The organism is Allobosea sp. R86505 (assembly GCF_042466375.1).
Taxonomy (GTDB): domain Bacteria; phylum Pseudomonadota; class Alphaproteobacteria; order Rhizobiales; family Beijerinckiaceae; genus Allobosea.
This window is the reverse complement of the sequence record NZ_JAXHPY010000001.1, coordinates 2,686,829-2,713,391: the sequence shown is the minus strand read 5'-3', so window position 1 is coordinate 2,713,391 and position 26,563 is coordinate 2,686,829. Positions and strand designations below refer to the sequence as shown.

Sequence of the window (26,563 nt, the reverse complement as noted above, 5' to 3'; positions counted from 1 at the left end):
CAGCCGCGCTGGTTGCAACATCCGCCGCCCTCTCCCTGCCGATGCTCTGCCACCAGGGACGATAGCGCACTTTCACGGTCGGTCGCGACCAGGCCGGAGCGGGCCCGGAAACCGCTCACGACACGGCGTAGGCGAAGGCGCCGTTCTCGACCGAAACCTTCGCCTCCGTCAGCGGCTTCTTCTCGAGCTGGAGGCCGAGGATCGCGCGAGAGAGCGCCGGCAGCATCGAGTTGGTGACGATATTGTCGATCATGCGCCCGCCGGAATCGGGGTCATTGCACTGGGCGACGATGTGGGCGACCACCGCGTCATCATAGACGAAAGCGGCCTCGTGATTGTCGCGGATCCGCTTGCCGATGCGGCCGAGCTGCAGCCGCACGATGCCGCCGAGCATCTCGGGCGAGAGCGGGTAATAAGGGATCGTCACCAGGCGCCCGATCAGGGCCGGCGGGAACACCTTGAGCAGCGCCGGCCGCAGCGCCACCGCGATCGACTCCGGGTCGGCGCGCTGCGCCGGGTCGGAGGCCATCGCCATGATCTCGTCGGTGCCGACATTCGAGGTCAGGATGATCAGCGTGTTCTTGAAGTCGATGCGCCGACCCGTGCCGTCCTCCATCACGCCCTTGTCGAAGACCTGGAAGAACAGCTCGTGGACGTCCGGATGCGCCTTCTCGATCTCGTCGAGCAGGACGACCGAATAGGGCTTGCGCCGCACGGCCTCCGTCAGCCGCCCGCCCTCGCCATAGCCAACATAGCCGGGAGGCGCGCCCTTCAGCGTCGAGACGGTGTGCGCCTCCTGGAACTCGGACATGTTGATGGTGATGACGTTCTGCTCGCCGCCATAGAGCTGCTCGGCCAGCGCCAGCGCCGTCTCGGTCTTGCCGACGCCCGACGGGCCGCAGAGCATGAAGACGCCGATCGGCTTGTTGGGATTGTCGAGCTTGGCGCGGTTGGTTTCGATGCGGCGCGCGATCATCGCCAGTCCGTGATCCTGGCCGACGACGCGCTTGTTCAGCGTCTCCGCCAGCTTCAGCACGGTCTCGATCTCGTCGGCGACCATGCGGCCGACGGGAATCCCGGTCCAGTCGGAGACCACCGAGGCGACCGACTGCTCGTCGACATGGGCGTAGATCATGCGCTGCGCCGGGTCGATCTCCGACAGCGCCGCGAACTTCGCCGCCAGCGCCTCGCGCGCCGCGGCCGGGTCCGGCGTCTCGGCCGGGGGCGGTGCTTCCGCGCCCGCCGCCTCGGCCGCGACCTGCTGGGCGACGTCGGCCTTGGGATCGGCGGCCGCGGCAGCCGTCTCGGCGAGCTTCGCCCGCAGCGCCTTGATCTCCTCGACGATGGCGAGCTCGCTCGCCCAGGCCGCTTCGAGCCCAGCGAGCTTGCTCTCGCCTTCGGCGGTCTCGACCTCGATCTCGGCCAGGCGCTTGGCGGTGTCGCCGCCGAGATCCTGGTCGGCCGTCAGCGCCGCCTTCTCCTGCGCCAGCGCGGCGATGGCGACGCGCGCATCCTCGATCGCGGCCGGCGTCGCGCTCTGGCTGATTGCGACGCGGGCGCAGGCGGTGTCGAGCAGGCTGACCGCCTTGTCGGGCAGCTGGCGGGCCGGGATGTAGCGATGCGACAGCGTCACCGCGGCGACTATCGCGGCGTCCGAGATGCGCACCTTGTGGTGCTTCTCCATCGGGGCAATCAGCCCGCGCAGCATGGTGCAGCAGCGCGCCACATCCGGCTCGTCGACATTGACCGGCTGGAAGCGCCGGGTCAGCGCCGGGTCCTTCTCGAAATACTGCCGGTATTCCGACCAGGTCGTCGCGGCGATGGTCCGCAGCGTGCCGCGCGCCAGCGCGGGCTTGAGCAGATTGGCGGCATCGCCCGTGCCGGCCGCCCCGCCCGCGCCGATCAGCGTATGCGCCTCGTCGATGAACAGGATCACCGGCGTCGGTGAGGACTGCACCTCGTCGATGACGGAGCGCAGGCGCTGCTCGAACTCGCCCTTCATCGAGGCACCCGCCTGCATCAGGCCGATGTCGAGCGCGCAGACGCGCACGCCCTTGAGCGGCGGCGGCACGTCACCGGAGGCGACGCGCTGAGCGAAGCCCTCGGCGATCGCGGTCTTGCCCACGCCGGCCTCGCCGGTGAGGATCGGGTTGTTCTGGCGCCTGCGCATCAGCACGTCGATGACCTGGCGGATCTCGTCGTCGCGGCCGAGGATCGGGTCCATCGTGCCCGTGCGGGCCTTGGCTGTCAGATCCTGCGAGAAGCGGTCGAGCGCGGTCGTCCCCTTGGCGCCCTCGGCCTGTTCGGCGCCGGGCGTGCCGGCCGCGCGCAGACCAGAGCCGTCCATCGGCCGCAGGTTCTCCTCCTCCGAGGCCTCCCAGATCTTGGCGTGGCCGGCGGCGAGTTCGTCGACCGGAATCTTGCCGAACTCCTTGGAGATGCCCGTCAGGACGCGGCGCAGGTCGTTCGACTTCAGGATCGCCACCAGCACATGGCCGGTGCGGATCTGTGTCTCGCCGAAGAACAGGGTCGCGTAGTGCCAGCCGCGGTCGAGCCCGTCGACGATGCTGTTGGCGACGCCCGGCATCTCCGTCTCGTTCTTGCGGAAGCCCTCCATGACACCGCCGATGTCCGTGGCGAGCCTGCCCATGTCGAGCCCGTAATGCTGCGCCGTCAGGCCGATATCGGTCGCCGGCCGCAGCAGGATCTGGGCGAGCCAATGGGCCAGCTCGACATTGCGGTTGCCGGCGCTTTTGGCCCGCCGCAACGCCTGGATGAAGGCTTCATAGCCGACCCGGTTGAGCTTGCCTGTGACGGCTTCGAGACTGATGTCGGCCATGATGGTCTCCTCGGACGTCAGGATGTTCGGGTGTTGGGTTGTGAACGCGCCCGGCTGCGTTGCTCGCGCAGGCGCTCGGCGGGGTGGAAACGGGCATCGCGCCGCAGGGCGCCGGGCGGGGCATCCCAGTTCGGCGACATCCAGCTCGTCCAGCCGAGCTGGCCGAACTGCCCCAGCCGTGCCGGCTTGACATGCCCGACCGGGAGCGCCAGCTCGACATCCCACTCGAAGGGCTCGCCCAGATGAAAAAAGACGGCGTCCGCCAGCTTCTCGCAGCGGTCGCCGCTGGGCAGGAAGCGCGAGAACTCATCGAGATCGCGCGCGACGATGCAGATCCGGAACTTGTCCTCGACGCTGTAGACGCTGGCGCCGAGCAGCGCGTCGCCGCCGAGCGTGCAATGCCGACTGCCGAGCCGCGTCCGGTCGGCCGGATCGAAGACCAGCCGCATGCCGACAAACTGCTCGATCTCGACCTGCGCCTTGAACAGCCCGGCCAGCAGCCCGCGCAGCCGCGAGGCCGACTTCGCCTGGGCGCCGATCAGCCCGGCATGGGCGAGCTTCTCCGCATCGGGCACGCTGTCGCGGTTGAGATAGGGCGCCGAGCCCAGCCCGATCTGGCTGCCGACATAGGCCGCAAAACGGTCCCGCTCCGGCCGGTCGTGCTGCGCCACGGGCCGCGAATCCGCCCAGGCCCGGAAGAAGAGCTGCAGGAAGCGGTGGTTGAAGATGTCGAGGAAGCGCGGAAAGGCATCGTCGCGCGCGAGCTGCCAGTGATAGCTCTCCTCGGTCGTGGCCAGCGGCAGCGCACCCTGCGGCCCGAGCAGGCCGAGGAACTTGACGAGGAGGCGCAGGCGCCCCTGCCCGTCCCGGTCGGCCTGGGCGATGGTCGAGGCCGCGAAATCAAGATAGGCCGGCTCGCCGAGCGCGACATATTCGTCCCGCCGCGCTGCGACCGCGCCGATCCGCCCGCGCTCCGGAAAGCTGCGTTCCAGCCGGCGCATGACCGCATAGAAATCGAAGCGCCAGGGCTCGTCCTGGAGCTGCTCCGCATAGCTCGGCTCGCGCTGCAGGGAGGCGCTGTCGGTCACAGGATCCGCCTCGATCCGGCGCGCGGCGGCCAGCGCATCACCTCGCCGCGCTCGACGGTGCGGATCACCGTCTGGGTGAAATGGTTCATCGCCGCATATTCGGCGAAGAAGCGGTCGAGGACAGCCCCGAGCAGGAAGACGCCCGAACCCTCGAAGGCCTTCTCGTCGAGCACGACGGTGATCTCGAGTCCGCGCGCCGCGCCCGTGCCCGCGCGCTGCGGAAAGCGCCGCACGACCGGGCGGCTGTCGACGCTCTTGATGCCGCGAATGCGCCGCTCGGTGGCGCTGTCGGCGAGGTCGGCAAAGAGCGAGAGCAGCTCGCGCAGCGCCTCCGCATTCGCGCCGGCCCCGCGCTGGACGAGGCCGAGATGGTTGAGGCTGAGCAGGTTGATCAGCCGCCAGGTGACGACGCCCGTGCTCGCCGTTTCCGAGCGCAGCCGCAACTGCGAGACGATCGGCTCGCGCGGCGGCGTCGGCCCCGACAGGCAGGCGACGTCGAGCGCGACATTGTCGATCAGCCGGAAATCGGCGCCGCCCTCGCCGGTGGGCAGATGTTCCGGCAGATGCCGGTTCGAGCAGAGCGCCCGCACGCTGAGTTCCGCCACCGAGGTCGCGTCGGTCACGCCCGCCGGCTCGACCAGCGAGATGAACATGTCCGTGCCGGTGTAGTCCGATGACCGGCCGAGCCGCCGCTCGGCGGCGGAGCGGCGCCGTGACAGCCGGCGCTGGGTGTAGAGCAGCCCATGCGTCGGCGAGGCGCCCTCCGGCGAGGAATAGAGCGGATGCACCGGCTGCTTCTCCCGCCCGCCGACATAATGGGCGTGAACGGAGAGAATGCTGTGCGGTTCGTAGTCGAGCTGCCGGCTGCGGTCGGGCACGACATGGAACTCGTGCTGATTGGTCTTGACCGGCATGCGGTCGAGCGTCTTTTCGAACAGGTTGATCGCCGGCGCCGCGTAGAGCCCGAACATCGGCTTCTGCACCGCCGCGGCCAGCCGGATGTTCACCTCGTCGAAGACGAAGATCACGTCGACGGCCTTCGCCGTCAGCTTCGGCATGATCCGCGCCAGCCCGTCGAGCCGGAAGCCGAGGAACTTGCGCGGGAACCAGAACATCTCGCGCAGCAAATCGAAGCCGCGGAAGACCCGCGTGTCGCCGGGCAGCAGCGCCTCGTCCTCGCCGAAGCCCAGCTGCTCCAGCGAAACCCCGTCGGCCGGCGTGATCACGGGATCGCCGAACTCGTCGAGATGGCGGAAATAGATGCCGACGCAATCGGAGAAGAGCTGCTCGTAGAGTGCCACAGCATCGGCCTCGGCCCCGAGCAGATGGACGGTCAGGTCCTTGCAGCGGCAGCCGGAAAACCAGCTCGTCGGCGTCTTCAGCGCCTGCGCCGCCGTCGGCTCCTGCTCGGGATCGCTCATGGTCCGGTGGACCAGCGACAGCCGCAGCCCCGACAGCGCGCGCCGGTCGGTTGAGAGTCCCAGCGCCTGCAACGGGCCCGGCGCGGGAATGTACTCGGCCGCCGCGATGTCGAAGGGCCAGAGCGTCACCGCCGCCCCGAGCCGGTAGCGGCAGGCGACGCGGCGCTCGCGTTCGAGATAGGTCGCGTCGAGATAGGCGCCGCGCGGGATCGTCATCCCCTCGCGCAGGCCCGGATCCGAAAAGGGCGGGCGGATGCCGGCGAGCAGCGCCGACGGCGTCGGCGCGAGATAGTTCGGCAGCAGCTGCTCGATCAGATTGTTGGTGAACTCGGGAAACTCGTGCTTCAGCTTGAGCTGGACACGCGCCGCCAGGAAGGCCGCGCCCTCCAGCAGGCCCCCCACCATCGGGTCCATCCGGTCGCCGACGAGCCCGCCCAGCCTTTCGGCAATGCCCGGATACTCTTCCGCGAACTCCTTCGAGTGCTCCATGAAGAGGCGGAGCTCTTGATTGTAGAGATCGAGAAACTCCTGGTGCATCGCCCTATCGGCTCCTGATCGCCATCTTGCCCGTGTCGAGCTCGAGATCGGCGACGAACTCGACGGGCACGTTGAGCGGCTCGCAGTTGAGATCGGCCTGGACCAGGAAGCGGACCTTGAGCTCGGCGCTGTCGAGCGAATGATCGCGCTCGACCGAGATCGAGTTGCGGATCAACCGCGGCTCATAGCCGAGCAGTGCAGCGACCATATCCTCCGCGATCAGATCGACCCGGTGCTCGTCGATCGAGCGGCTCGTCAGATCGGGGAAGCCATGGTTCAGGATCGACTTGCGGACATGCTCGTGGCGCGACAGATCGACTGAGGAGCCCAGATTGATCGTGTTGACGAGGGCGTCGAGATCAACCGCGATCTCGCGGCGCAGCTTCGGCTCGGTGATCGCGGCTCGGGGCGCGGCCCGACGCTGGGCGATCACCCGCTCGCCGCCGGCATCGCGCAGATCGAGCGACACCTTCGCATCCTTTTCCAGATGCGCCTCGCGGAAGGCGAACATCAGGGGCGGGCGCAGTCGCTTCTTCGTCAGCGTGCCGTTCATGGTACCCCGTGCAGCATGACGCTCGCACACCCTGTCGATGCCCTGGACACGCACGATGGCCGTTGCGGAACGCGTCCGCAACGGCCACCGCGACACGGCAAACCGGGAGCCCGGTCCACCGCCGTTTTCACACGGCGTTCTTCTTCAGGTCCCAGGTCATGGTGACCGGAGCGTCGAGCGAGCCGTCCTTCTTCTGCGGCTTGTACTCGTACTTGACCTTGGCGTAGTTCAGCGAGAACTGATCCGTCGGCACACTGGCGCCGCCGGCCGCGTCACCGGACTGATAGCTCGACACCAGCAGGTCCTCGAGGGTGATCGTGTAGTATTCCTGCTGCTGCTCGCCCTGCTTGCGGACATGCAGCACCGCCTTCTTGATGTGCTTGCCGTTGGCGCAGGAGAGCGCGAGGTTCGGCGAGGCCTTGCTGACGGCCGCGGTGAAGTGGATGTCCTGGAAGCTGGCCTTGGCGGCGCCGCCGCCGGCGCCGGCCGCATGCGAGCCCGCATTGCTGACGCCCCACGAGAACGAGTCGACCTCGATCATGTTCTCGAGTTTCTTGTCCTGGCTTTCGCCCTTGATGCCGTCGATTTCGAGAATGAAGTCGGTAGCCATGGTGATCTCCTTTGGTTGAGAATGAGGGGAAACACGGTCGGAAAACCCGGATACTGGACAAAGTTCTCCTGTGCGCCCGGTCGCAAAGGACACGGGCGCCTGGGACTTTCTCGGCTGACGTCACCGGCTGGTCAGGTGACGGTCAGGTCTTGGGAGCTGGCAGGCGCGAGACCAGGCTCAGGCCGATATCCATGCCCTCGAGCTGGAAATGCGGCCGGAGATAGAACTTGGCCGAGTAGTAGCCGGGGTTCTCCTCGTCCTCGAAGACATCGATGCGCGCATCGGAGAGCGGGCGCCGCGCCTTCGTCTCTTCGCTGGAATTGACCGGATCGCCGTCGACATAGTCGGTGATCCATTCCTGCAGCCAGCGCCGCAGCGGCTCCTTTTCCTTGTAGGAGCCGACCTTGTCGCGGACCATGCACTTCAGGTAGTGCGCAAACCGCGAAACCGCGAACATATAGGGCAGCCGTGCCGACAGGTTGTCCGACGCTGTCGCCGCCACCCCGTCCGGGCCCGAGAACGCCTTGGGCTTGTACAGCGACTGGGCGCCGATGAAGGCGGCCTTGTCGGTGTTCTTGCGGTGGATCAGCGGGATCAGGCCGGACTTGGCCAGTTCCGCCTCGCGCCGGTCGCTGATGGCGATCTCGGTCGGGCATTTCAGGTCGACGCCGCCGTCATCGGTCGGGAAGGTATGGGTCGGCAGGTTGACAACCTCACCGCCGGACTGGACGCCCCGGATGCGCGTGCACCAGCCATATTCCTTGTAGGCCCGGTTGATGTTGACGGCCATCGCATAGGCCGCGTTCATCCAGGCGTATTTCTCGCCCGTGTGACCGTCGGTCTCCTCCTCAAAGGCGAATTCCTCGACCGGCTCCGACTTGGCGCCGTAGGGAACCCGCGACAGCACCCGCGGCAGGCACAGGCCGACATAGCGGGAGTCGGCCGCGTCGCGCAGGCCCTTCCAGGCCGCGTAGTCGGGCGTGTCGAAGACCTTGCTCAGATCGCGCGGGTTCGACAGTTCCGTCCAGGTATCCATGCCCATCAGCGTCGGGTCCGCCCCGGCGAAGAAGGGGGCATGGGCCGCCGCCGCCACCTTGGACAGGTCGCGCAGCAGCTGCACGTCCGTGGCCACATGGCTGAAGTGATAGTCGCCGATCAGGCAGCCGAAGGGCTGGCCGCCGAGCTGGCCGAACTCCTGCTCATAGACCTGCTTGAACAGCGGGCTCTGGTCCCAGCGCGCGCCGGGATAGGTCTTCAGGTTCCGATACAGCTCGTTCTTCGAGACGTTCATCACCTTGATCTTTAGCTGCGCGTCGGTCTCCGAATTGAAGACCAGATAGTTCAGCCCGCGCCAGGCGCTCTCGATCTTCTGGAACTCCGGTGCGTGCAGCACCTCGTTCATCTGCTCGGTCAGCTTGGCGTCGAGCCGCGCGATCATCTCCTCGATCGTGTCGAGCACGTCGTTCTTGATCAGCGTCGAGTCCGCCAGCGCCTGGTTGACCAGGGTCGCGATGCCGGCCTCGACCTCGGTCGCGGCACGTTCGGTCTTCGGCTTGAAGCTCTGCTTCAGGACCGAGGCGAAATCCTCGACGTCGCGCGTCTCGGCGACTGAGCCGGGCTGCTGGGATTGTGTTTCCGCTGCCATTGCCGCCTCGCTCACTTGGTCTCTTCGGCCGGGGTGCCGTCGGCAGGCTTGTCGCCAAGCTTGTCCTTCAGCGCGGCCATCAGCTGCGGATCGGCCAGCAGCGCCTTGATCTGGTCGCTCGCGGCCATTTTGCCGTCCATGAAGCGCACCAGATTGGCAAGCTGTTCGCGCGCCTCCAGCAGCTTGGCCATCGCCGGAATCTGCCGGGCGACGGAGGCCGGGTTGAAGTCGTCGAACTTGGAGAACTTCAGCGCGACCGAGAGCTTGTCGCCGCCGTCACCGAGCTTGTTGGGAACCGCGAAGGCGACGCCCGGCTCGATCGCAGCCATGCGCTGGTCGAAATTGTCCATGTCGAAATCGAGGAACTTGCGCTGCGAGATCTCCGCCTTCTCGATGCCGGAGGCATTGCCCGAGAGATCGGCCATCACCCCCATGACGAAGGGCAGCTCGACCTTCTGCTCGGCATTGTAGGGGTCCTCATAGGTGATGTGGACCCGCGGCGGCCTGTTGCGGCGAATGAACTTTTGACCTGAATCTCCGGCCATGTTGTCAGCCCCTCTGCAGTTGCGTCACGCCGATGTAACGCGACACCGTAACCGTTCTTGCCGTCTATCGATATAGTCGCGTGAGCCCCGCGGAGGGTTCAAGCGAATAAAACAGAAAGCGCTAATTCTCCGCCTCAGGCATCGTCGCCACCTCCGGCAGGATGCTGCCGAGCAGAGCCAAGAAGTCCTGCTGCGCCAGCGCACAGGCCTTGTCCATCAGCAGGGGCGTCGGATGCGACGGCTCGACCTGGCGGTAGAAGGCCGCCACCGCCCGCATCCCAGCCACCGCGTCGGCGCGGCTGGCGACAGAAAGGGCCGGCGGCTCGGCCGGCGAGGTCGCCCCGGCCACCTCACCGTCGTCCTCACCGTCGCCGAGTGCCTCGGTTTCCTCGAAGGTCTCCTCCTCCGACGTGTCGTAGGAGGTCTCTTCGGAGCCGCCGTCTTCCGCAGGCCCCTCCGGGGCGCCCAGGCGTTCGAGCGGCAGCCGGAACCGGGTCCGGTCGCCGACTTCGAGCACGGCCTGGCCGACATGCTCCGGAAACATGATCTGAATGACCTCGATCAAGGACTTGCCGATCAGTTGCTGCGCCTGGCCGATCAGGAGGACCGCCGGGCTGGAAGGTTCCATGCGGCGAAAGTAGCCGAGGCAGGCCGCCAGCGTATCCTTCACTTGAAGGATGTTGCCGCAGGCCCCTGGCGCGACAGTGGAATGGCCTGCCGGAGCGGCCTCGCCCGGCGCCGGACCCGCCACCGCCTGGTGGTCGGGGACGCGCCGCGCCACCGCCGCATCGAGGAAGGCGACGATCTGATCGACGAGCGCAGACAGGCGCGGAAAGCTGAGCGCATGATCGGCCCCCACCTTTTCCAGCCAGATCGCACGGATGCCCGCGAGCGCTTCCTTGATCGCGCCAACCCGCGCCAGCGCGGCGGTCAGGTCGTCGATGTCGAGATCGCCCAGCGCCGCCTGGATCATGCCCTGGTCGGGATGCTGCTCGCCCTCGACCAGCTTGGTCTCGCCCGTGGCGACGAGCTGGCTGCGGAAGGCGAAGGGGCCGAGCCGCCGGCTTGTGAAAAGCGGCGCATGCTGCAGCGGCAGAACCACGGTCGGCAGTTCGTCGAGGCTCTGCAGCGCGACCTCGCGCATGACGAAATCGCCGTCCATGGCGCGCGGATGCACCGCCTCCCAGTGCTGCGCGAGGAGCGCTGCGATGGTCGATAGGCAGTCCGCGAAACCCGGCACGTCGCGGTTGAGGATCGCGAGCTTGCCGCCCAGCACCAGCGCCCTGAGGTCGCGCGAGCGGTTCAGCAGCTTGCCGAGATCGGAAAAGGCGGCGGGAAACTCGATGCTGCTGCGGTCGAACGCGACCTGCCGCCCGTCATCGTCGCGGCGGAAATACTGCGCCGGCAGCGCGACCTCGAGCCGCGCCGTGACGTTCATGAAGTCGGTATCGTCCTCGAGGTCCGGCCCGCAGGGATCGTCGTCGGAGATCGCCTTCGCGAACTCAGCGAAATTCAAAGACGCCATCGCCCTCACCGGTTACGCAGGTGGCGGCTCGGCCGCCGGGTGGCTTGCGGGAGGGGCTCCCCAGCCCCGCTCATTCCGTCCGCAGCCGGGTCTCGACCCGGCGGTTCTCGCCGGCGAAGGGATCGGCCACGACAGGTTTGGTCTGGCCGTAACCGCGCGCCTCGAGCTTGGCCGTGTCGACGCCGCGTTCGCGCAGATAGCGCACCACCGCCTGGGCCCGTCGCTCCGAGAGGTCGAGATTGTAGGAGGGCGTGCCGGTCGCATCCGTATGGCCCTCGACGACGAAGCGGCTGGCGCCGAGCTGCGGCGTCTTCAGCGCCTTGGCGAACTCGTCGAGATTGACGCGCGCATCGGGCTCCAGAACGTCGGAATTGTACTTGAAGCGCACGACGAGATCGAAGGCCGCCGCCGCGGCGGGTTTCACCGCATGGCCCGCCTTGTTGCAGTCGGCCTCGGTTCCGATGCACAGCCCGCGGGTCGCGCTGACGGGCGGCGGCGCCGGATTGAAATGCTTGACGATGTCGTCCGCCTTGTAGGTCTGCGCCTGCGCGACCGGCGAATGAACGCCGTAAAGACAGGCGGCGAGGACGGCGATGGCTGTAATCGCGGGTTGCTTGCGCATGGTCCCCCTCCCGTTTAGCTTCGCGCGTGCGATCGAAGATTGACGGCGCACACCATGACTCGCGCCATCCGCCACGTCAATAATAAAATAGCATCTAGAACCACGGGGTTTCGTTGATGAACGCCGATCTTCGACAGCTGAAAAGAACCGCGTCGTTTACGACGCCTTTGGGTCAAGATGTTTTAACACTGACACAATTCGAAGCCTCTGAGGGCTTGAGCGAACTCTTTACTTTTCAGGTTGAGGCCAGAAGCACGACTGAAAATGCCGATCTGCAGAGCATCATGAGCCAGAAATGCTCCATCACGATGACGCTCAAGAACGGCAGCGAGCGGATCTTCAACGGCACGCTGGTCGACGCGCAATGGGTCGGCAAGGAGCACGATCTGCATCAGTATCGGTTCACGCTGCGGCCATGGCTCTGGCTCCTGTCCCAGCGGGCCGACTGCCGCATCTTCAAGAACAAGACGGCGATCGAGATCATCAAGCAGATCTTCGCCAAGGAGGAGAGCGCGAGCTTCGAGGACCGCACCAGCGATCGGCTCGCCCCGATCGACTACTGCGTCCAGTACCGGGAGACCGATCTCGACTTCGTCCTGCGGCTGATGGAGCAGTATGGAATCTACTATTATTTCAAGCATGTCGACGGCGACCACAAGCTGGTGCTCGCGGATTCGCGCTCCTCGCACGACCCCGTCCAGGCCACCGCCCAGCCGACCTTCGCGGGGGCCGGGACGTCCTATCCGGTGATGCCGCCGAGCAGCCGGATGCCGCGCCATATCGAGCACATGACGCATTGGTCGACGATGCGCCGGCTGCGCACCGGCAAGATCGAGCTGAAGGATTACGACTTCCAGCAATCGGGTTCCGATCTGACGGCGCGCGCCGAGGCCGGCTTCGACAAGGCCAAGTCCTATGAGGCCTATGACTACCCGCGCAGCTACATCAAGCGCGACGAGGGCGAGCATTTCGCCCGCGTCAGGGCCCAGGCCGAGCAGGCGCCGGACGACAGGCGCCACGCCGCCGGCGATGCGCCGAGCCTGTTCCCCGGCGCCCTGATGACGCTTTCGGACCATGCCACGGCGTCCGAGAACATCGAATATCTCGTCGTGCGCTGCAGCCATGCCTTCGGCGGCCAGAGCTACCGCTCCGGCAGCGGCGACGAGACGTTCTACAGCGGCTCCTACGAGTTCCAGAAGAGCGACCGCCGCTTCCGCGCCCCGCTCCTGACCCCGCGGCCCACCGTCTACGGACCGCACACCGCCAAGGTGGTCGGCGAGCGGAACGAAGGCGAGGAAGGCGACATCGACGTCGACGAGTTCGGCCGGATCTATCTGCGCTTCCACTGGGATCGCGAGGACGGCTCGACCTCCTGCCGCACCCGCGTCGCGCAGATGTGGTCGGGCAAGAACTGGGGCGGACAGGTCATCCCGCGCATCGGCCAGGAGGTCGTGGTCGAGTTCCTCGAGGGCAATCCCGACCTGCCGCTGGTCACCGGCACAGTCGTCAACGACCAGCACAAGCCGCCCTACAGCCTGCCCGACAACAAGACGCAGTCCGGCCTGAAGTCGGAGTCGACCGACGGCGCCGGCTTCGCCGACTGCTACAACGAGATCAAGTTCGAGGACCGCAAGGGCCAGGAAGTCTTCAGCATGCAGGCCGAGAAGGACCATGAGGTCCTGGTCAAGAACAAGGAGACGCGCGAGATCGGCCCCAACTACGGCGACGGCGGCTATTCCCGCGAGACGACGCTGAAGAACGGCAACGACAAGCTCCATGTCCAGAACGGCAAGCTCGACATCGAAGCCCAGACCGAGATCAACCTCAAGGTGGGCCAGAGCACGATCAAGATGCTGCCCACGAGCATCGAGATCTCCTCGCCCACGATCACCATCAAGAGCGTGGCCAAGACCGAGGTGCTGAGCGACGCCATGGTCATCGTCAACGGCGCCCTCGTGAAGATCAACTGAGAGTCGATGACGCGTCTGCGCTTCAGCACCGCCCGGGAGGTGTTCGAGACCTTCCCCTCCGCCGGCAAGGTCATCGCGACCAGGCCGGCGGTGGAGCATCCGCTGGCCTTTCTCAGGCGCCTCGCGCAGGGGCCGGCCCCGGCCGAGGCGATCTCCTACTGTGCCTATGTGCTGCCCCGCCGCGAGGCCGTCTGGTGGGCGGCACAGTCCCTGCGCGCGATGCTTGCCCCCGGCACCGCACCCGATGACGGGCTCGCGGCGGCCGAGGCCTGGGTTCGCGATCCGCGCGACGAGACCCGGCGCGCGGCTCTCGCCGTGGCCGATACCGCCGATCCGGCGCAGCCCGGCACCTGGGTCGCCTTCGCGGCCGGCTACTCCGGCGGCAGCATGGTCGAGGGGCACGCCGTGCCCTGCCCGCCGGACCTCACCGCCAAGATGGCGCGCATCGCCGTCCTGACCGCGCTCGGCCAAAAGAGCGGCCGCGATCACAAGGCCGCATTGCGCAATTGTGTCGAAGCATGCATTCGATTGGCCGATGACGACGGCAAGCCCGCCTCCTGAGCACCGCCCGCGCGAGACGGCGGCCGCCTCCGCGCCGCGCCCGGATTCCCCGCCATGCCCCTGACGCTGACGATCGAGAACGAGACCGCCCTGCCCGATGGCGGCCCGCTGACTGTCACCCTCACCGGCAGCCGAGGGCTCGACATCGGGCGCGACCAGCATCTCGACTGGTGCCTGCCGGACCCGACGCGCGCCATTTCGGGCCGCCACTGCGAGGTGCGCTTCCGCGATGGTGACTACTGGCTGCGCGACGTCTCGACCAACGGCACCTATGCCAACGGCTCCAGCCAGCGCGTGCAGTCGCCTTACCGCCTCCAGCATGGCGACCGGCTCGAGATCGGCCATTATGTCATCGCCGTCGCCATCGACGAGGGCACCCGCGCCGAACCCGAGGACACCCCGGTGCAGGCGCCCGCTCCCGATCCGGACTCGCTCTGGTCGGCCAGCGGCGACGTCGCGCCGCCGATCCCGCGCCGGGACCTGCTGCCGCCGAGCCGGCACCGCCCCGTCCATGACGGCTTCATCGACTGGGCCACCGACATTCCGACGCCCACCGCCCCCGCCGCGCCCGCAGCGCCGCCCCCGGTCGCATCCCTTCCGTCGGCGGACGACTTCGCCTGGGCGCCCTATCAGGCGCCGCCGGTCGCCCCCGAGATGCCGCCGGCGCCGATTCCGACGCCGCGCCGACCCCTGACGGCCGACCTGCCGCCCGGCGACGCCTGGAGCGATACCCCGGCCATGCCGGCAGCGCCGATCGCGCCGCCGCCGCCGCTCGAGCCTCCGCCCGCCGCCGCGCCCTTCGCGGCGTCCCCCCCGCCCGCCATGGCGCCCGCCGGCATGCCCGCCATCTCGCCGGCCGAATTCGTGCAGCGCTTCGCCAAGGGGGCGGGCCTGTCGACGAACGACCTCGGCTGGCAGGACCCCGGCGCCTTCGCCGAGCAACTCGGCGGGCTGATGCGCCTCGTCGCGGTCGAGCTGAAGCAGTTGCTCGCGGCCCGCGCCGAGAGCAAGCGAATCGCGCGCAGCGCCAACCAGACCATGATCCAGGCGCAGGACAACAACCCGCTGAAATTCTCGCCGACGGTGGACGACGCCCTGCAGCTCATCTTCGGCCGGCCCAAGAGCGGTTATCTCAGCGCGCAGAAGGCCTTCGACGAGAGCTTCAAGGACCTCAAGGCCCATCAGATCAAGACCTACTCGGCCATGCAGCACGCGCTGCGCATGCTGGTCGAGGATCTCGATCCCCAGGCCATCGCCGAGAGCATGGCGCAGGAGCGCGGTCTCGATTCCCTGCTCGGCTCGCGCAAGGCCAAGATGTGGGACGCCTATGTCGCCCGCTGGGACGCCAAGACCGCCCCCTACGAGGACGGACTGGTCGACGCCTTCATGCTCTATTTTGCCGAGTGCTACGACCGCGGCGGGAAGTAGCTGCGGCCTCTCTCGTCATTGCGAGCGAAGCGAAGCAATCCAGAGGACGTCGAACTCGACGGCTCCTGGATGGCTTCGTCGCTCCGCTCCTCGCAATGACGGCAGAGCAAACACGAATCAGGCGGCTTTCTTCGCCGCCACCGCCGTGATCTCGATGTCGTGGCCGGGCGAGGCGAGCTTCGCCTCGACGGTGGCGCGCGCCGGCGCGGTGCCCTTCGGCACCCAGGCGTCCCAAACCTCGTTCATCTCGGCGATCTTCGCGATGTCGGTGAGGAAGATCTGGACGCTCAGGATGCGGCTCTTGTCGCTGCCGGCGGCCTCGAGCGTCTCCTCCAGCAGCGCCAGGACCTCGGTGGTCTGCTCGCCGAGCGATCGGCCTTCGGTCTTTTCGGCGACATGGCCGGCGAGGAAGACGATGCCGTTGAAGATCGCGGCATCGCACCAGCGCTGCGTCACTCCGATGCGGTCGATGGTCATGGTTGGTGTCCTGGGCTGGAGTGGGGCGCGACGAGCCGCGCGCCGCCCCTCCTAGCCGAGGCGCAGCCGCCCGTCAGCCGCCGATGATCACCGTCGTCATCCCCATCGTGATCTTGTTGGGCGGCCCGACCGCCTCGATGATCGTATCGCCCACCCGGCAGGCCGCGAGCGCGTTGATCAGCACGGTCTTCGACCCGTCGACCACAACGCCGGGACCATGCGGCGGTGCCGGCAGCAGCGTCAGGCAGTTGTGGATGTCGGCCCCGGCCGCAGCCCCCGTGATCATCGACCCCATGCCGGCCGCAGCGGTCGCCTTGGCGGTTTCCTCGGCCGTCTTCGCGGCCGGCGCACCCGGTGTGCCCGAAGCCGCCGCTGAAGCCGCTTCCGCCGTGGCGATGGCGGCGTCGGAGACTTTTCGCGCCGCCTGGATCGCTGCGGCCGCTGCCGCCGAGACGCCGCGCCAGGCCGGCATTCCGCCGATCAGGACATTGGGGCTTCCCGGCCCCGGCTGGAGCACGCCCGGCAGGGGATGGGCCACCATATCGAGAACGCGGGCAGCGGGACCTTTCGGCATCGGGGGCTCCTCTCGGCCTTCATGTCAGCGACTCTGCTGGACTGCCGGGAAACGCGCAACCGCGCATCCTTCAAGTCAATGACGGCAGGGCCTTCGCGCCGCCCTAGCATTCGCTTGGTGACGCTTGTCGGCGACCTGTATAAGGTCCCCGGCATGCCCTTGAGTGAGCGAGAGCCGGATGTCGTGGTACAGCAAGGTCGTCTGGTCGGAAGGGCTGTTCCTCAGGCCGCACCACTTCCAGCAGAGCGACCGGTATCTTGAGAATCTGCTGGAAAACCGCGTCCGGCACGTCACCCCTTATCCGTGGGGATTCTCGGTGCTGGAGATCGACCGCGACCTCGCCCAGCAGAGCCGCATCGGGCTGCGCCGCGCCGTCGGCGTGATGCCGGACGGCACGCCTTTCGCGATGCCCGACAACAGCCCCCTGCCCGCCGCCATCGAGGTGCCGGAGAACGCCGCCGGCCAGATCGTCTGGCTCTCGCTGCCGCTGGCCTCCCCCAATACCCGCGAGGTCGAGGACGCGCTGAGCGGCAGCGCCAGCCGCTATGTCCCGGCCACCGAGATGCTGATCGATTCCACCGCCTCGCTGCGCATCGAGGAGGAGATCGACGTCGCCCATCCGCGCCTGAGCCTGGAGCTGCGCAAGACGGCGAAGGCCGGCTATGTCGGCCTGGCGCTCGGTCGCGTCCTCGAGGTGCGCGACCGCGCCATCCTGTTCGACGAGAAATTCGCCCCGCCCGTCCTCGTCTGCTCGGCCTATCCGGTGATCGAGGGCTGGCTCGACCGGGTCATCGGCTGGATCGACAACAAGCTCGAGGAACTCGCCCGCTATGCCGCCGACCCGACGGCCGGAGGCGGCCTGCAGAGCGCCGACTATTTCATGCTGCAGCTCTTGAACCGGCAGATCCCGCAGCTGCGCCATCTGCGCCAGTCGCGCTACGTCCATCCCGAGCGGCTGTTCGAGAGCTTCCTGGGGCTGGCCGGCGAACTCGCGACCTTCACCACCGCCGAGCGCCGCGCCCGCGACTACCCGGCCTATGACCATGACGATCTCGAGGCCTGCTTCACGCCATTGGTGCGCGATATCCAGGACTTCCTCTCCGCCAATCTCGGCCGCCGGGCGATCCGGCTCGAGATCACCGAGCGCGCACCCAACGCCTTCATGTCGACGATTCGCGACCGCAGCTTGGTCCGCAACGCGACGCTGGTTCTGGAGGTCGCGGCGCGCCGGCCGCTGACCGAGATCCAGGCCCAGTTCCCGCAGCTCTTCAAGGTCGGCCCCAACACCAAGATGAACGAGATCGTCCATGCCCATCTGCCGGGCATCAGCCTCGTCCATCTGCCGACGCCGCCGCCGCAGATCCGCGCGCTGACCGACCATGTCTATTTCTATCTCGACCGGACCTCGCCGCTCTGGCCGGAATTCTCGACCGCGAGTTCGATCGGGATGCATTTCTCCGGTGACTGGCCCGATCTCGAACTCGAACTCTGGGCCGTGCTCGAGGGACGGCGATGAGCGATCCCGGTTCGCCGTCCGATCCGTTCGGCCGTTCCGATCGGACCATCATCAGGCCCAACCCGGCCGGACGCCGCGCGCCCCTGCCCTCCCGCCCGGCCACGCCGGCGGCGCCAACCCCCTATGCCCCGCCCGCCGCTGCCTCGCCCGGCGTTCCTGGCGGCGGTGACGACTGGATCTCGGCCTCCCAGCCGGCCCCGCCGCGCCCGGCGCCGCCGCCCGGACCTGCCGCCGGACCGCTGCCGGGCCGCGACCAGCTCCTGACGCCCAACGCCAACCCGCTGCTGCGCGCCGCCTCGCCCCTGCTGCTGCTGCTCGGCCGCTTGCGCTCGCAGCTCAGCAGCGCCCCGCTCGCGCAGTTGCTCGGGCAGGTCACCGAAACGATCGAGGCCTTCGAGCACGAGGTCCGCGCCGCGGGCGCCTCCGCCGAGCAGACGCGAACCGCCAAATACGTCCTCTGCGCAGCGGCCGACGACATCGTCCAGAACATCCCCGGCGAGGACCGGCATGTCTGGACCCAGTACAGCATGCTCTCGAAGTTCTTCGGCGAGCGTGTCGGCGGCGTGCGCTTCTTCGAGGAGCTCGACCGCGCCAAGGCCGACCCGTCCGTCAATTACGACCTGCTCGAACTGATGCATGCCTGCCTGGCGCTGGGCTTCCAGGGCATCCACCGCACCTCGGCCGGTGGCGCCGCCAATCTCCAGATGATCCAGCGCAACCTGTTCGAGACGCTGCGTCGGGTGAAGCAGCCCGACCCCGAGCTCTCGCCGCGCTGGCGCGGGCAGGCCGTCGCCTCGCAGGTGGCGCGCTTCAGGGTTCCGGTCTGGTCGGTGGCGGCGCTCGCCGGCGTCGCCGTGCTCGGTCTCTATTTCGTGTTCCGCTTCCTGCTCTCGGGGAATGCGGAGGCGGCCGCGACCGCCATGCTCTCGGTCCATCCCAAGGGCGAGCTCGGCCTCGTCCGCAAGGTCTTCTCGGCCCCGCCCCCGCCCCTCCCGCCGCCACCCGTGCCGCCCAAGGTCTGCGGCGCGGTGCAGCCGCCGATCGTCTGCCAGGTCACGCCGAACGTCATCATCGTCCGGCTCGTCGACATCACCCTGTTCGAGCCGGGCCAGGCGGCCGTGCGCGCCGAGTTCAAGCCGCTGATCGAGCGGATCGCGAGCGTGCTGGAAAGCGAGGGCGGCGCCGTCAAGGTCATCGGCCATACCGACAATGTGCCGATCCGCACCGCCCGCTTCGCCTCCAACCTGCTGCTCTCCCAGGCGCGCGCCAAGGCCGTGGGCGACCTGCTGCAGACCAAGCTGAGCAAGCCGGACCGCATCAGCGTCGAGGGCAAGGGCGCCGACGTGCCGATCGCGCCCAACACCACCCGCGAAGGACGTGCCAAGAACCGGCGCGTCGAAATCCTGATCCAGCGGCAAGGCTGAGGAGGGCGCCAGCTCATGAACCTCGCCACCTGGCTCCGGATCGCCGCCATCACGCTCGGAGCGCTGGCTCTCGGCCTGCTCGTCTGGTTCGGCGCGCCGTTCCTTGCCGTCGGCGAGGTCCGCCCGTTCGACTCGGTCTGGGTGCGGCTGCCGATCGTTCTGCTGCTGGCGCTCGGCGCGCTGGCCTGGATCGCGCTGATCGTGATCCGCCGGCGTCGCGCCACCGCCGCGCTCACCGAGGCGCTGGAACAGCAGCAGGAGGCGACCGGCGACGGCGCCGCGCTCTCCGCCTCGATGCGCGACGCGCTGGCGACGCTGCGGCGTGCGCGCGGTAAGGATGGCGGCGACTATCTCTACGACCTGCCCTGGTACGTCATCATCGGCCCGCCCGGCGCCGGCAAGACCACAGCGCTGGTCAATTCCGGGCTGAAGTTCCCGCTCGCCCGCGGCGGCGCGGCGCCCGCCGCGATCGCCGGCGTCGGCGGCACCCGCTATTGCGACTGGTGGTTTGCCGAGGAGGCCGTGCTGATCGACACGGCCGGCCGCTACACCACGCAGGATACCGACGCGAAGGCCGAGAAGGCGAGCTGGCTTGCCTTCCTCGATCTGCTCAAGACCCACCGCCCCCGCCAGCCGATCAACGGTGTCATGGTGGCGATCAGCGTCGAGGATCTGCTGACGTCGAGCCCCGAGGAGATCGCCGCCCACGCCGACGCGATCCGCAACCGGCTGCTGGAGCTGAACGAGCGGCTGAAGGTCGACTTCCCGGTCTATGCCGTCTTCACCAAGGCCGACCTGATCGCCGGCTTCAACGAGTATTTCGGCGGGCTCTCCGAGCCGCAGCGCCGGATGGTCTGGGGACACACCTTCCAGACCGGCGACAAGACCCGCAACATGATCGGCGATGTCGCGCCCGAATATGATGCGCTCATCGAGCGGCTGAACGAGCGCCTCCCCGACCGACTGCAGGACGAGGCCAACCCGACCGCGCGCGCCCAGATCTTCGGCTTCCCGAGCCAGATGGCAACGCTGAAGCGCTCGATCACCGATTTCCTCGGCCGCGTCTTCGAGCCGACGCGCTATCACGCCAATGCGACGCTGCGCGGCTTCTACTTCACCTCCGGCACGCAGGAGGGGACGCCGATCGACCAGCTGATCGGCGCACTCTCGCGCAATTTCGGCAGCAGCCACGCCAGCGCCGGCGCCTATTCCGGCCGCGGCAAGAGCTATTTCCTGACCGACCTGATCCAGAAGGTCATCATCGGCGAGGCCGGCTGGGTCTCGACCGATCTCGGCGCCGCTCGTCGCTCGACCCTGCTGCGGGCCGCCGGCTTCGCCACGGTGGCACTGGTCTCGCTCGCCGCGCTCGGCCTGTGGTGGACGAGCTTCTCGCGCAACAGCGACCTGATCACCGCGACCAATTACGGCCTCTCCGACTACCGCTCCAGCGCCGCCCCTGTGCTGCAGGAGACGACGATCTCCGAGCGCAATTTCAGCCGCATCCTGCCGCTGCTGCACAAGCTGCGTCACCTGCCGACCGGTTATGCGACCCGCGAGGAGCCGACGCCGGCCGCCGCCACCTTCGGGCTGAGCCAGCGCGCGCGCCTTCAGAATGCAGCCGAGCTCACCTATCAGCAGGCGCTGGAGCGGATGCTGCGCTCGCGCATCATCTTCCGGCTCGAGGAGCAGCTCGAGGCGAACCAGGCCAATCCCGGCTTCGTCTACGAGGCGCTCAAGGTCTACATGATGGTCGGCGGCCAGGCGAAGCTCGATCGCGACCTCGTCATCGCCTGGATGCGTCTGGACTGGGCCGAGAACCTCTTTCCCGGCGCCGCCAACGCCAAGGGCCGCGAGGCGCTCGAGGAGCATCTCGTCGCGATGCTCGATCTCGACGACGGCGAGGCCGAGCCGCTGGTCAAGCTCAACCAGTCGCTGATCGAGAACAGCCAGCGCACGCTGCGGCGCCTCAGCATCGCGGAGCGCGCCTATGAGCTCTTGCGCACCCAGGCCCGCGCGCAGAGCCAGAAGGACTGGGTCGCGGCCCGGCGTGGCGGCTCGGACGTGCGCCTGGCCTTCGAAGGCGTTGGCGGCGAGGATCTCGACGCGGTCCGCGTGCCCTATTTCTACACCTATGACGGCTTCCAGAACGCCTTCGTCGACCGCCTCGGCGACATCGGCGACCGGATCGAGAAGGAGCGCTGGGTACTGGGCGAGAATGTCGACCAGCAGGCGATCATCTCGCAATACGCCACGCTCTTCCAGGACCTGCTCAAGCTCTACAGCCGCGATTTCGTCGCCTCCTGGCAGCGCACCCTGGCGCGGCTGAAGCTGCGCCCGCTCAATGCCGACAAGCCGCAATATGTCGCGCTCAGTGCCATGGCGGCACCGACCTCGCCCTTCAAGCAGATCCTCGAATCCGTGCGCGACGAGACGCAACTCACCAAGGAGCGCGCCTCCCCCCGCAAGGCGGCTGCAGCAGCCGCGACCGATGTTCTGGAGAAGCGCGCGAGCGAGGCGCTGAGCCGGCTCGGTACCAATCTCCCGCTCAGCGCGCCGGGTGTCGAGCGCGTCCTCGGCGGCGGCGGCAACGAGGCGCTCGGCGCCGATATCGAGGCGCAGTTCAAGCCCTTCCATGTCCTCGTCGAGGGCGATCTCGGGCGCCGCCCGGTCGACCAGCTCCTGCAGGTCTTGTCCGAGATCAACCAGAACCTCGCCACCGCCGCGACCAACCCCGCCCAGGCCGCGGCTGCGAACGCAGCGCTCGTGCCCCTGATCGCGACGCTGCGCGCCAATTCATCGCGCTATCCCGCTCCTTTCGGCGCGATGGTCGTCTCGGCCGTCAACGATTTCGAAGGCGATGCCACCGGCGCCACCGTCGCCCTGCTGCGCCAGGCGCTGGGCGATCAGGTCAGCCGTGTCTGCACGGAGATCCTGACCAACCGCTATCCCTTCGTGAAGGGCAGCGCGCGCGAGGTGCCGCTGGCCGATTTCGCCCGCCTCTTCGCGCCCGGCGGCATCATGGACAAGTTCTACAAGGAGCGGCTCGAACCCTATGTCGACAGCTCCAAGGCGCAGTGGAGCTGGCGCGCAGACAGTCGCGTCGCCCGCTCGCTCTCGGCGACGACTTTGCGCGAGTTCCAGCGCGCCAGCGAGATCCGGGAGGCCTTCTTCCCAACGGGGGGCAACCTGCCCTCCTTCCAGATGATCGTGGTGCCGACCGCGCTCTCGGCCGACGCCGCCAGCGCCAAACTCGAGATCAACGGCTTCACCGTGGCGAGCCAGCAGGGCGTCAACACGCCCGCCCCCGTGATGTGGCCCGGCGCCGGCATCGGCCGCACCGCAATCACGCTGACGCTGGGCGGCGCCAGCGGCGGCGGCGTCTTCGGCGGCGGCTTCTTCTCGTCCGGACCGAGCGCGCCCTCCGGCGAGGTCAAGCTGTTCGAGCGCGACGGCGTCTGGTCCTTCTTCCGCCTGCTCGACACCGGCTCGGTCCTGCGCCAGGGCGACAATGTCGGGCTGACGCTGGCGGCGGGCGGGCGCCAGGTCGGCTACCAGTTCGGCGTCGGCTCGCTGAAGAACCCGCTGATCCTGCCCGCTTTGCGGGAGATCCGCTGCCCGTCGGGGATCTGAGGCGATGAGCTGCGGCCTGTTCGGGAAGCTGCCGGCCAAGCGCGACTTCATCGCGGTCAATGCGCCGGCCGCCTTCCTCAAGGTTTACGAGACCTGGCTTCAGGGCGGCCTGACCGCGAGCCGGCTCGCGCTGGCCGGCCGCTGGCAGGAGGCCTTCCTCAACGTACCGATCTGGCGCTTCTGGCTCGGACAGGGGCTGTGCGGGCAGGCCGTCGCGGGCGCGTTCATGCCTTCCGTCGACGGCGTCGGCCGCTATTTCCCGCTGACGGTCTTCGCCCTGGCCCAGCCCGGCGGCGCGATCCCGCATCCGGAGCTCGATCCGCAGGATGCCTGGTATGCCGGCATCGAGGACTTCCTGCTGCGGGCTCTCGATCCGGAGGCGAGCTTCGAGGCCGTCTCGGAGCGCCTGTCGCGGCTGGCCATCCCCAACGACGCGCTGCTCGCGCCGCCGCCGCAGGACATGGTACGCCTCTCGGACGGGACCATCGTCACCGCGCTGGACGCGGCGGGCTTCCCCGCCCGGCTCGCCGCCCTGCGCGTCGAGAATCATGCCCGCGCCTATGCCCATTCGACCTGTTTCTGGACCGTCGGCGGCGACAACTTCGAGCCGCTCGCCCTGGTCGGGCACGGACTGCCCGATCCCTATCTCTTCGCCGGCCTGCTAACCGGCCATTTCGATGCGTTCCTCGAACCGGGGCGGGCCGTGTCATGAGCGATCTCAGCCAGAATCCCAGCCAGACCGCAGCGGCCTTCGAGACCGGCGCCGTCAGCCACGTCGGGCGCATCCGCAGCGCCAACGAGGACAATCTCGTCGTCCGGCCCGAATTCGGCATCTGGGCGGTCGCCGACGGCATGGGCGGCCATGAGAACGGCGCGCTCGCCAGCGCCACGGTGGCCGCCGCGATCGAGAGCATCGGCCAGACCCGGTCGGCGCCCGATCTGCTGGCCCGGCTGGAGAGCGGCGTGCTGCAGGCCAATGCTGAACTGCGCCGCCACATCGCGGAGGGCAACGGCGCGGCAATGGGCTCGACACTCGCCGTCCTGCTCGTCCACGAGCGTCACTTCGCCTGCGTCTGGTGTGGCGACAGCCGCATCTACCTCATCCGTGCCGGCCAGATCCTGCAGATCTCGCGCGACCACACCGAGGTCCAGGATCTGGTCGAGCGTGGCGTCATGACGGCTGCGGAGGCCCGGCTCTCGCCGCGCCGCCATGTCATCACCCGCGCCATCGGCGTCCACGACGTGCCCGAACTCGACCTCGACAGCGGCGAGATCGAGGATGGCGACGTCTTCGTCCTCTGCTCCGACGGCCTGACCGAGCATGTCGCGGAGCCCGAGATCCTGGAAGCGGTCGAGGAGGCCGGGGCGCAGCAGGCTTGCAACGCCCTGCTGGCGCTGACCCTGCAGCGCGGTGCGCGCGACAACGTTACGGTGATCATCATGCGCTATAGCCGCAGGGACGACCGGACGACCCGGTGGATGCCGAACCGGCGCATGCAGGAGACCGACACGCCATGAGCGACTCCGAGCGCACCGTCTTCGCGCCCCGCGCCGGCGCCGTCTCCGTCGGGACCACCCTGAACGGCATCTACGAGGTCGAGCGGCTGATCGCCGTCGGCGGCATGGGCGAGGTCTACAAGGGCCGCGCCATCCAGACAGGCGACGCGGTGGCGATCAAGATGATCCGCCCCGAACTGGCGCGCGACGAGGCGGCGCTCGCCCTGTTCCGGCGCGAGGCCGCCGCTCTGCACAACCTCTACAACGAGGCCATCGTCCGCTATTACGTCTTCACCATCGATCCGGGGACGCAGTCGCCCTATCTGGCGATGGAGTTCGTCGACGGCCAGCCGCTGTCGGAGCGCATCAAGGAGGCGCCGCTGAGCCTCGACGAGGTGGACGTGCTGCGCCGGCGCATCGGACCGGGCCTCCACGCCGCCCATCTTCTCGGCATCGTCCACCGCGACGTCTCGCCGGACAACATCATCCTTCCGGGCGGCAGCGTCGCCCGTGCCAAGATCATCGATTTCGGCATCGCCCGCTCCAGCATCCTCGGCGAAGGCACGGTCATCGGCTCGGGCTTCGCCGGCAAGTACAACTATGTCTCGCCCGAGCAGCTCGGCCTCTATGGTGGCGACGTCACCGGGCGCTCCGACATGTACAGCTTCGGCCTCGTCCTGGCCGAGGCGCTGACCGGCAAACCGCTCGACATGGGTGGCAGCCAGGTCCAGATCCTCGAGAAGCGCCGTCGCCTGCCCGATCTCTCGGGCATCGACGCCCGCATGCGCCCGCTCTTGGCCCGCATGCTCGCCGCCGACCCGGCCGAGCGCTTCGCCGACATGTCGGAGGTCGCCGCCTGGCAACCGCCGGCGCCGACCGCCAAGGCCGTTTCCGGCAAATCCCCGCTGCGCGCCGTCGCCGGCATCGCAGCGCTCGCCCTGCTGGCGGGCGGCGGCTTCTATGGCTGGACCCTGCTGAACGACGAGCCGCCGCGCGGCAGCACCCAGCCACCGGTTCTCAACGAAACCCGCAGCGATCCGCCGGCCCAGGCCCAGGCCCAGACACCGAACCCGGCCCAGGCCCAGAACCGGGTGCCGGAACTGGTCGAGCCGCCCGCCGTACCGACCCCCGCCGTGGTGGCCCAGCCGCCGGCGACCCAGACGCCCGCCATCGCCGCGCCTGCGCTGACCGAGCCTCCGGCCGCACCACCCCAGCCGCAGCCACAACCGCAGCCCACGCAGCCCTCCCCGCCGCGTCCCGAACCGCAGATCGCCGTCGTCGCCCCGCCACCGATTACGCCCCCGGCACGGCCCGATCCGCGCATGCCGCAGCCCACGGTGACCGAGCCGGTGCGGCCACCGGCGACACCGGCCGTGCCGCCGGCCGCGCAACCGCGCCCGGAGACACCGGCGGCCGCGACGGGGCGCAGCGACCCGGCTCAGGTCGCGGTCGCACAGCCGCCCCGCCCGCCGCTCGAACGCATCCAGCGCTATATCGCGACCTATGACGGCGGCCCGTGCTTTTTCCTCTGGCCGACGGAGCTGACCGCGACGCGCGCGGTTCTGGAAGGCTTCGGAAACCGCACCGAGCCCTTCGTCGCCTTCGACAGCGCCTTCAAGGCGGCGCAGGGCTTCGAGGCGCAGATCCATCTGCGGCCGATCACGGCCGCACAATGCCCGATGGCGGATTTCCTGCGCACCCTCGGCGACAATATCGACCGCACGCCGCGGCTCCAGATCAACGCCTTCAACATGAAGAGCGGCGACGTGCTGAGCGGGACCATCGACAATGACGGCGGCCGCAATGTCGCTGTGGTGCTGATCGGCGACGACGGGCTGGTGTACAATCTCGGCAGCTATCTGCGCCGTGACGGCCGCCGCGCCACCTTCAACCTGAAGCTGGAATCGGCGGGGGGCGGGCCGCGGCCCCAGACTGTGCTGACCTTCGTCAGCACGGCGCCGCTGCCGGCGCTGTCGGGCCCCAACCCCACCCCCTCGACGGACTTTTTCGCCAGCCTCCAGCAGGATGTCCTGCGCCTGGGCGAGCCGCTCGGGTTGGGCGTGCGCTATTTCCGGATCGACTGAGCGGAGGCGCCGAGCCT

The 26,563-nt window shown here is 68.4% G+C and carries 20 protein-coding genes; 9 read left to right on the top strand and 11 right to left on the bottom strand.

From position 1 onward, the window contains the following. Positions 1 to 115: 115 nt before the first annotated feature. From tssH to SJY11_RS13060, 9 genes are all read right to left on the bottom strand, one after another. Positions 116 to 2,839 carry a type VI secretion system ATPase TssH gene (gene tssH / locus SJY11_RS13100; RefSeq protein WP_376987055.1) on the bottom strand — a complete coding sequence of 908 codons (2,724 nt, stop codon included), beginning with the start codon at positions 2,837 to 2,839 and terminating at the stop codon, positions 116 to 118. A 17-nt stretch (positions 2,840 to 2,856) separates the two neighbouring features. Continuing rightward, positions 2,857 to 3,927: a type VI secretion system baseplate subunit TssG gene (tssG, locus tag SJY11_RS13095; protein ID WP_376987054.1), complete on the bottom strand. Its 1,071-nt coding sequence runs from the start codon at positions 3,925 to 3,927 to the stop codon at positions 2,857 to 2,859. Continuing rightward, positions 3,924 to 5,885, bottom strand: a complete 1,962-nt coding sequence (gene tssF / locus SJY11_RS13090; RefSeq protein ID WP_376987053.1) for a type VI secretion system baseplate subunit TssF — start codon at positions 5,883 to 5,885, stop codon at positions 3,924 to 3,926. The genes tssG and tssF overlap by 4 nt, the downstream gene beginning before the upstream one ends. Positions 5,886 to 5,889: 4 nt before the next feature. Next, the gene (locus SJY11_RS13085; protein ID WP_291828320.1) at positions 5,890 to 6,438 is read right to left on the bottom strand and encodes a GPW/gp25 family protein; all 549 of its coding nucleotides are present in this window, start codon (positions 6,436 to 6,438) and stop codon (positions 5,890 to 5,892) included. 127 nt (positions 6,439 to 6,565) lie between these two features. After that, a complete protein-coding gene (locus SJY11_RS13080) occupies positions 6,566 to 7,048 on the bottom strand; it encodes an Hcp family type VI secretion system effector (protein WP_376987052.1) in 483 nt (160 codons plus the stop codon). Positions 7,049 to 7,190: 142 nt separating this feature from the next. Continuing rightward, entirely contained in the window at positions 7,191 to 8,693 is a 1,503-nt protein-coding gene (gene tssC / locus SJY11_RS13075; RefSeq protein WP_376987051.1) for a type VI secretion system contractile sheath large subunit, read from the bottom strand. Between the two features lie 11 nt (positions 8,694 to 8,704). Then, positions 8,705 to 9,238: a type VI secretion system contractile sheath small subunit gene (tssB, locus tag SJY11_RS13070; RefSeq protein WP_376987050.1), complete on the bottom strand. Its 534-nt coding sequence runs from the start codon at positions 9,236 to 9,238 to the stop codon at positions 8,705 to 8,707. Positions 9,239 to 9,359: 121 nt separating this feature from the next. Continuing rightward, positions 9,360 to 10,763, bottom strand: a complete 1,404-nt coding sequence (locus SJY11_RS13065) for a type VI secretion system protein TssA (RefSeq protein ID WP_376987049.1) — start codon at positions 10,761 to 10,763, stop codon at positions 9,360 to 9,362. A 70-nt stretch (positions 10,764 to 10,833) separates the two neighbouring features. Then, positions 10,834 to 11,385 (bottom strand): OmpA family protein, encoded by a 552-nt coding sequence (locus SJY11_RS13060; RefSeq protein WP_324134307.1) that lies wholly within the window; start codon positions 11,383 to 11,385, stop codon positions 10,834 to 10,836. Between the two features lie 116 nt (positions 11,386 to 11,501). On the opposite strand from SJY11_RS13060, the gene SJY11_RS13055 reads away from it, so the two are divergent. From SJY11_RS13055 to tagH, 3 genes are read left to right on the top strand one after another with little or no spacing between them, the layout of a single operon-like run. Then, complete coding sequence (locus tag SJY11_RS13055) at positions 11,502 to 13,355, top strand: type VI secretion system Vgr family protein (protein ID WP_376987048.1); 1,854 nt, start codon at positions 11,502 to 11,504, stop codon at positions 13,353 to 13,355. Positions 13,356 to 13,361: 6 nt separating this feature from the next. Beyond that, positions 13,362 to 13,916, top strand: a complete 555-nt coding sequence (locus SJY11_RS13050) for a DUF6931 family protein (protein WP_376987047.1) — start codon at positions 13,362 to 13,364, stop codon at positions 13,914 to 13,916. 54 nt (positions 13,917 to 13,970) lie between these two features. Further along, entirely contained in the window at positions 13,971 to 15,344 is a 1,374-nt protein-coding gene (gene tagH / locus SJY11_RS13045) for a type VI secretion system-associated FHA domain protein TagH (protein ID WP_376987046.1), read from the top strand. A 117-nt stretch (positions 15,345 to 15,461) separates the two neighbouring features. On the opposite strand, the gene SJY11_RS13040 is transcribed toward tagH, so the two are convergent. Both SJY11_RS13040 and SJY11_RS13035 read right to left on the bottom strand, forming a co-directional pair. Then, the gene (locus tag SJY11_RS13040) at positions 15,462 to 15,821 is read right to left on the bottom strand and encodes a RidA family protein (RefSeq protein ID WP_069055568.1); all 360 of its coding nucleotides are present in this window, start codon (positions 15,819 to 15,821) and stop codon (positions 15,462 to 15,464) included. A 73-nt stretch (positions 15,822 to 15,894) separates the two neighbouring features. Beyond that, complete coding sequence (locus SJY11_RS13035; protein ID WP_267522237.1) at positions 15,895 to 16,395, bottom strand: PAAR domain-containing protein; 501 nt, start codon at positions 16,393 to 16,395, stop codon at positions 15,895 to 15,897. A 178-nt stretch (positions 16,396 to 16,573) separates the two neighbouring features. On the opposite strand from SJY11_RS13035, the gene tssK reads away from it, so the two are divergent. The 6 genes from tssK to SJY11_RS13005 are packed head-to-tail and all read left to right on the top strand — an operon-like array spanning position 16,574 to position 26,546. Beyond that, positions 16,574 to 17,911 carry a type VI secretion system baseplate subunit TssK gene (gene tssK / locus SJY11_RS13030; protein WP_376987044.1) on the top strand — a complete coding sequence of 446 codons (1,338 nt, stop codon included), beginning with the start codon at positions 16,574 to 16,576 and terminating at the stop codon, positions 17,909 to 17,911. Continuing rightward, a complete protein-coding gene (gene tssL / locus SJY11_RS13025; RefSeq protein WP_376987043.1) occupies positions 17,908 to 19,335 on the top strand; it encodes a type VI secretion system protein TssL, long form in 1,428 nt (475 codons plus the stop codon). Before tssK ends, tssL begins: the two co-directional genes overlap by 4 nt. Positions 19,336 to 19,350: 15 nt before the next feature. Continuing rightward, positions 19,351 to 22,965 carry a type VI secretion system membrane subunit TssM gene (gene tssM / locus SJY11_RS13020; protein ID WP_376987041.1) on the top strand — a complete coding sequence of 1,205 codons (3,615 nt, stop codon included), beginning with the start codon at positions 19,351 to 19,353 and terminating at the stop codon, positions 22,963 to 22,965. A gap of 4 nt (positions 22,966 to 22,969) precedes the next feature. Next, the gene (tagF, locus tag SJY11_RS13015; RefSeq protein ID WP_376987040.1) at positions 22,970 to 23,677 is read left to right on the top strand and encodes a type VI secretion system-associated protein TagF; all 708 of its coding nucleotides are present in this window, start codon (positions 22,970 to 22,972) and stop codon (positions 23,675 to 23,677) included. Further along, positions 23,674 to 24,483: a PP2C family protein-serine/threonine phosphatase gene (locus tag SJY11_RS13010; protein WP_376987038.1), complete on the top strand. Its 810-nt coding sequence runs from the start codon at positions 23,674 to 23,676 to the stop codon at positions 24,481 to 24,483. Before tagF ends, SJY11_RS13010 begins: the two co-directional genes overlap by 4 nt. After that, positions 24,480 to 26,546, top strand: coding sequence for a protein kinase domain-containing protein (locus tag SJY11_RS13005; protein WP_376987037.1), 2,067 nt, complete (start codon positions 24,480 to 24,482; stop codon positions 26,544 to 26,546). Before SJY11_RS13010 ends, SJY11_RS13005 begins: the two co-directional genes overlap by 4 nt. Positions 26,547 to 26,563: the final 17 nt, after the last annotated feature.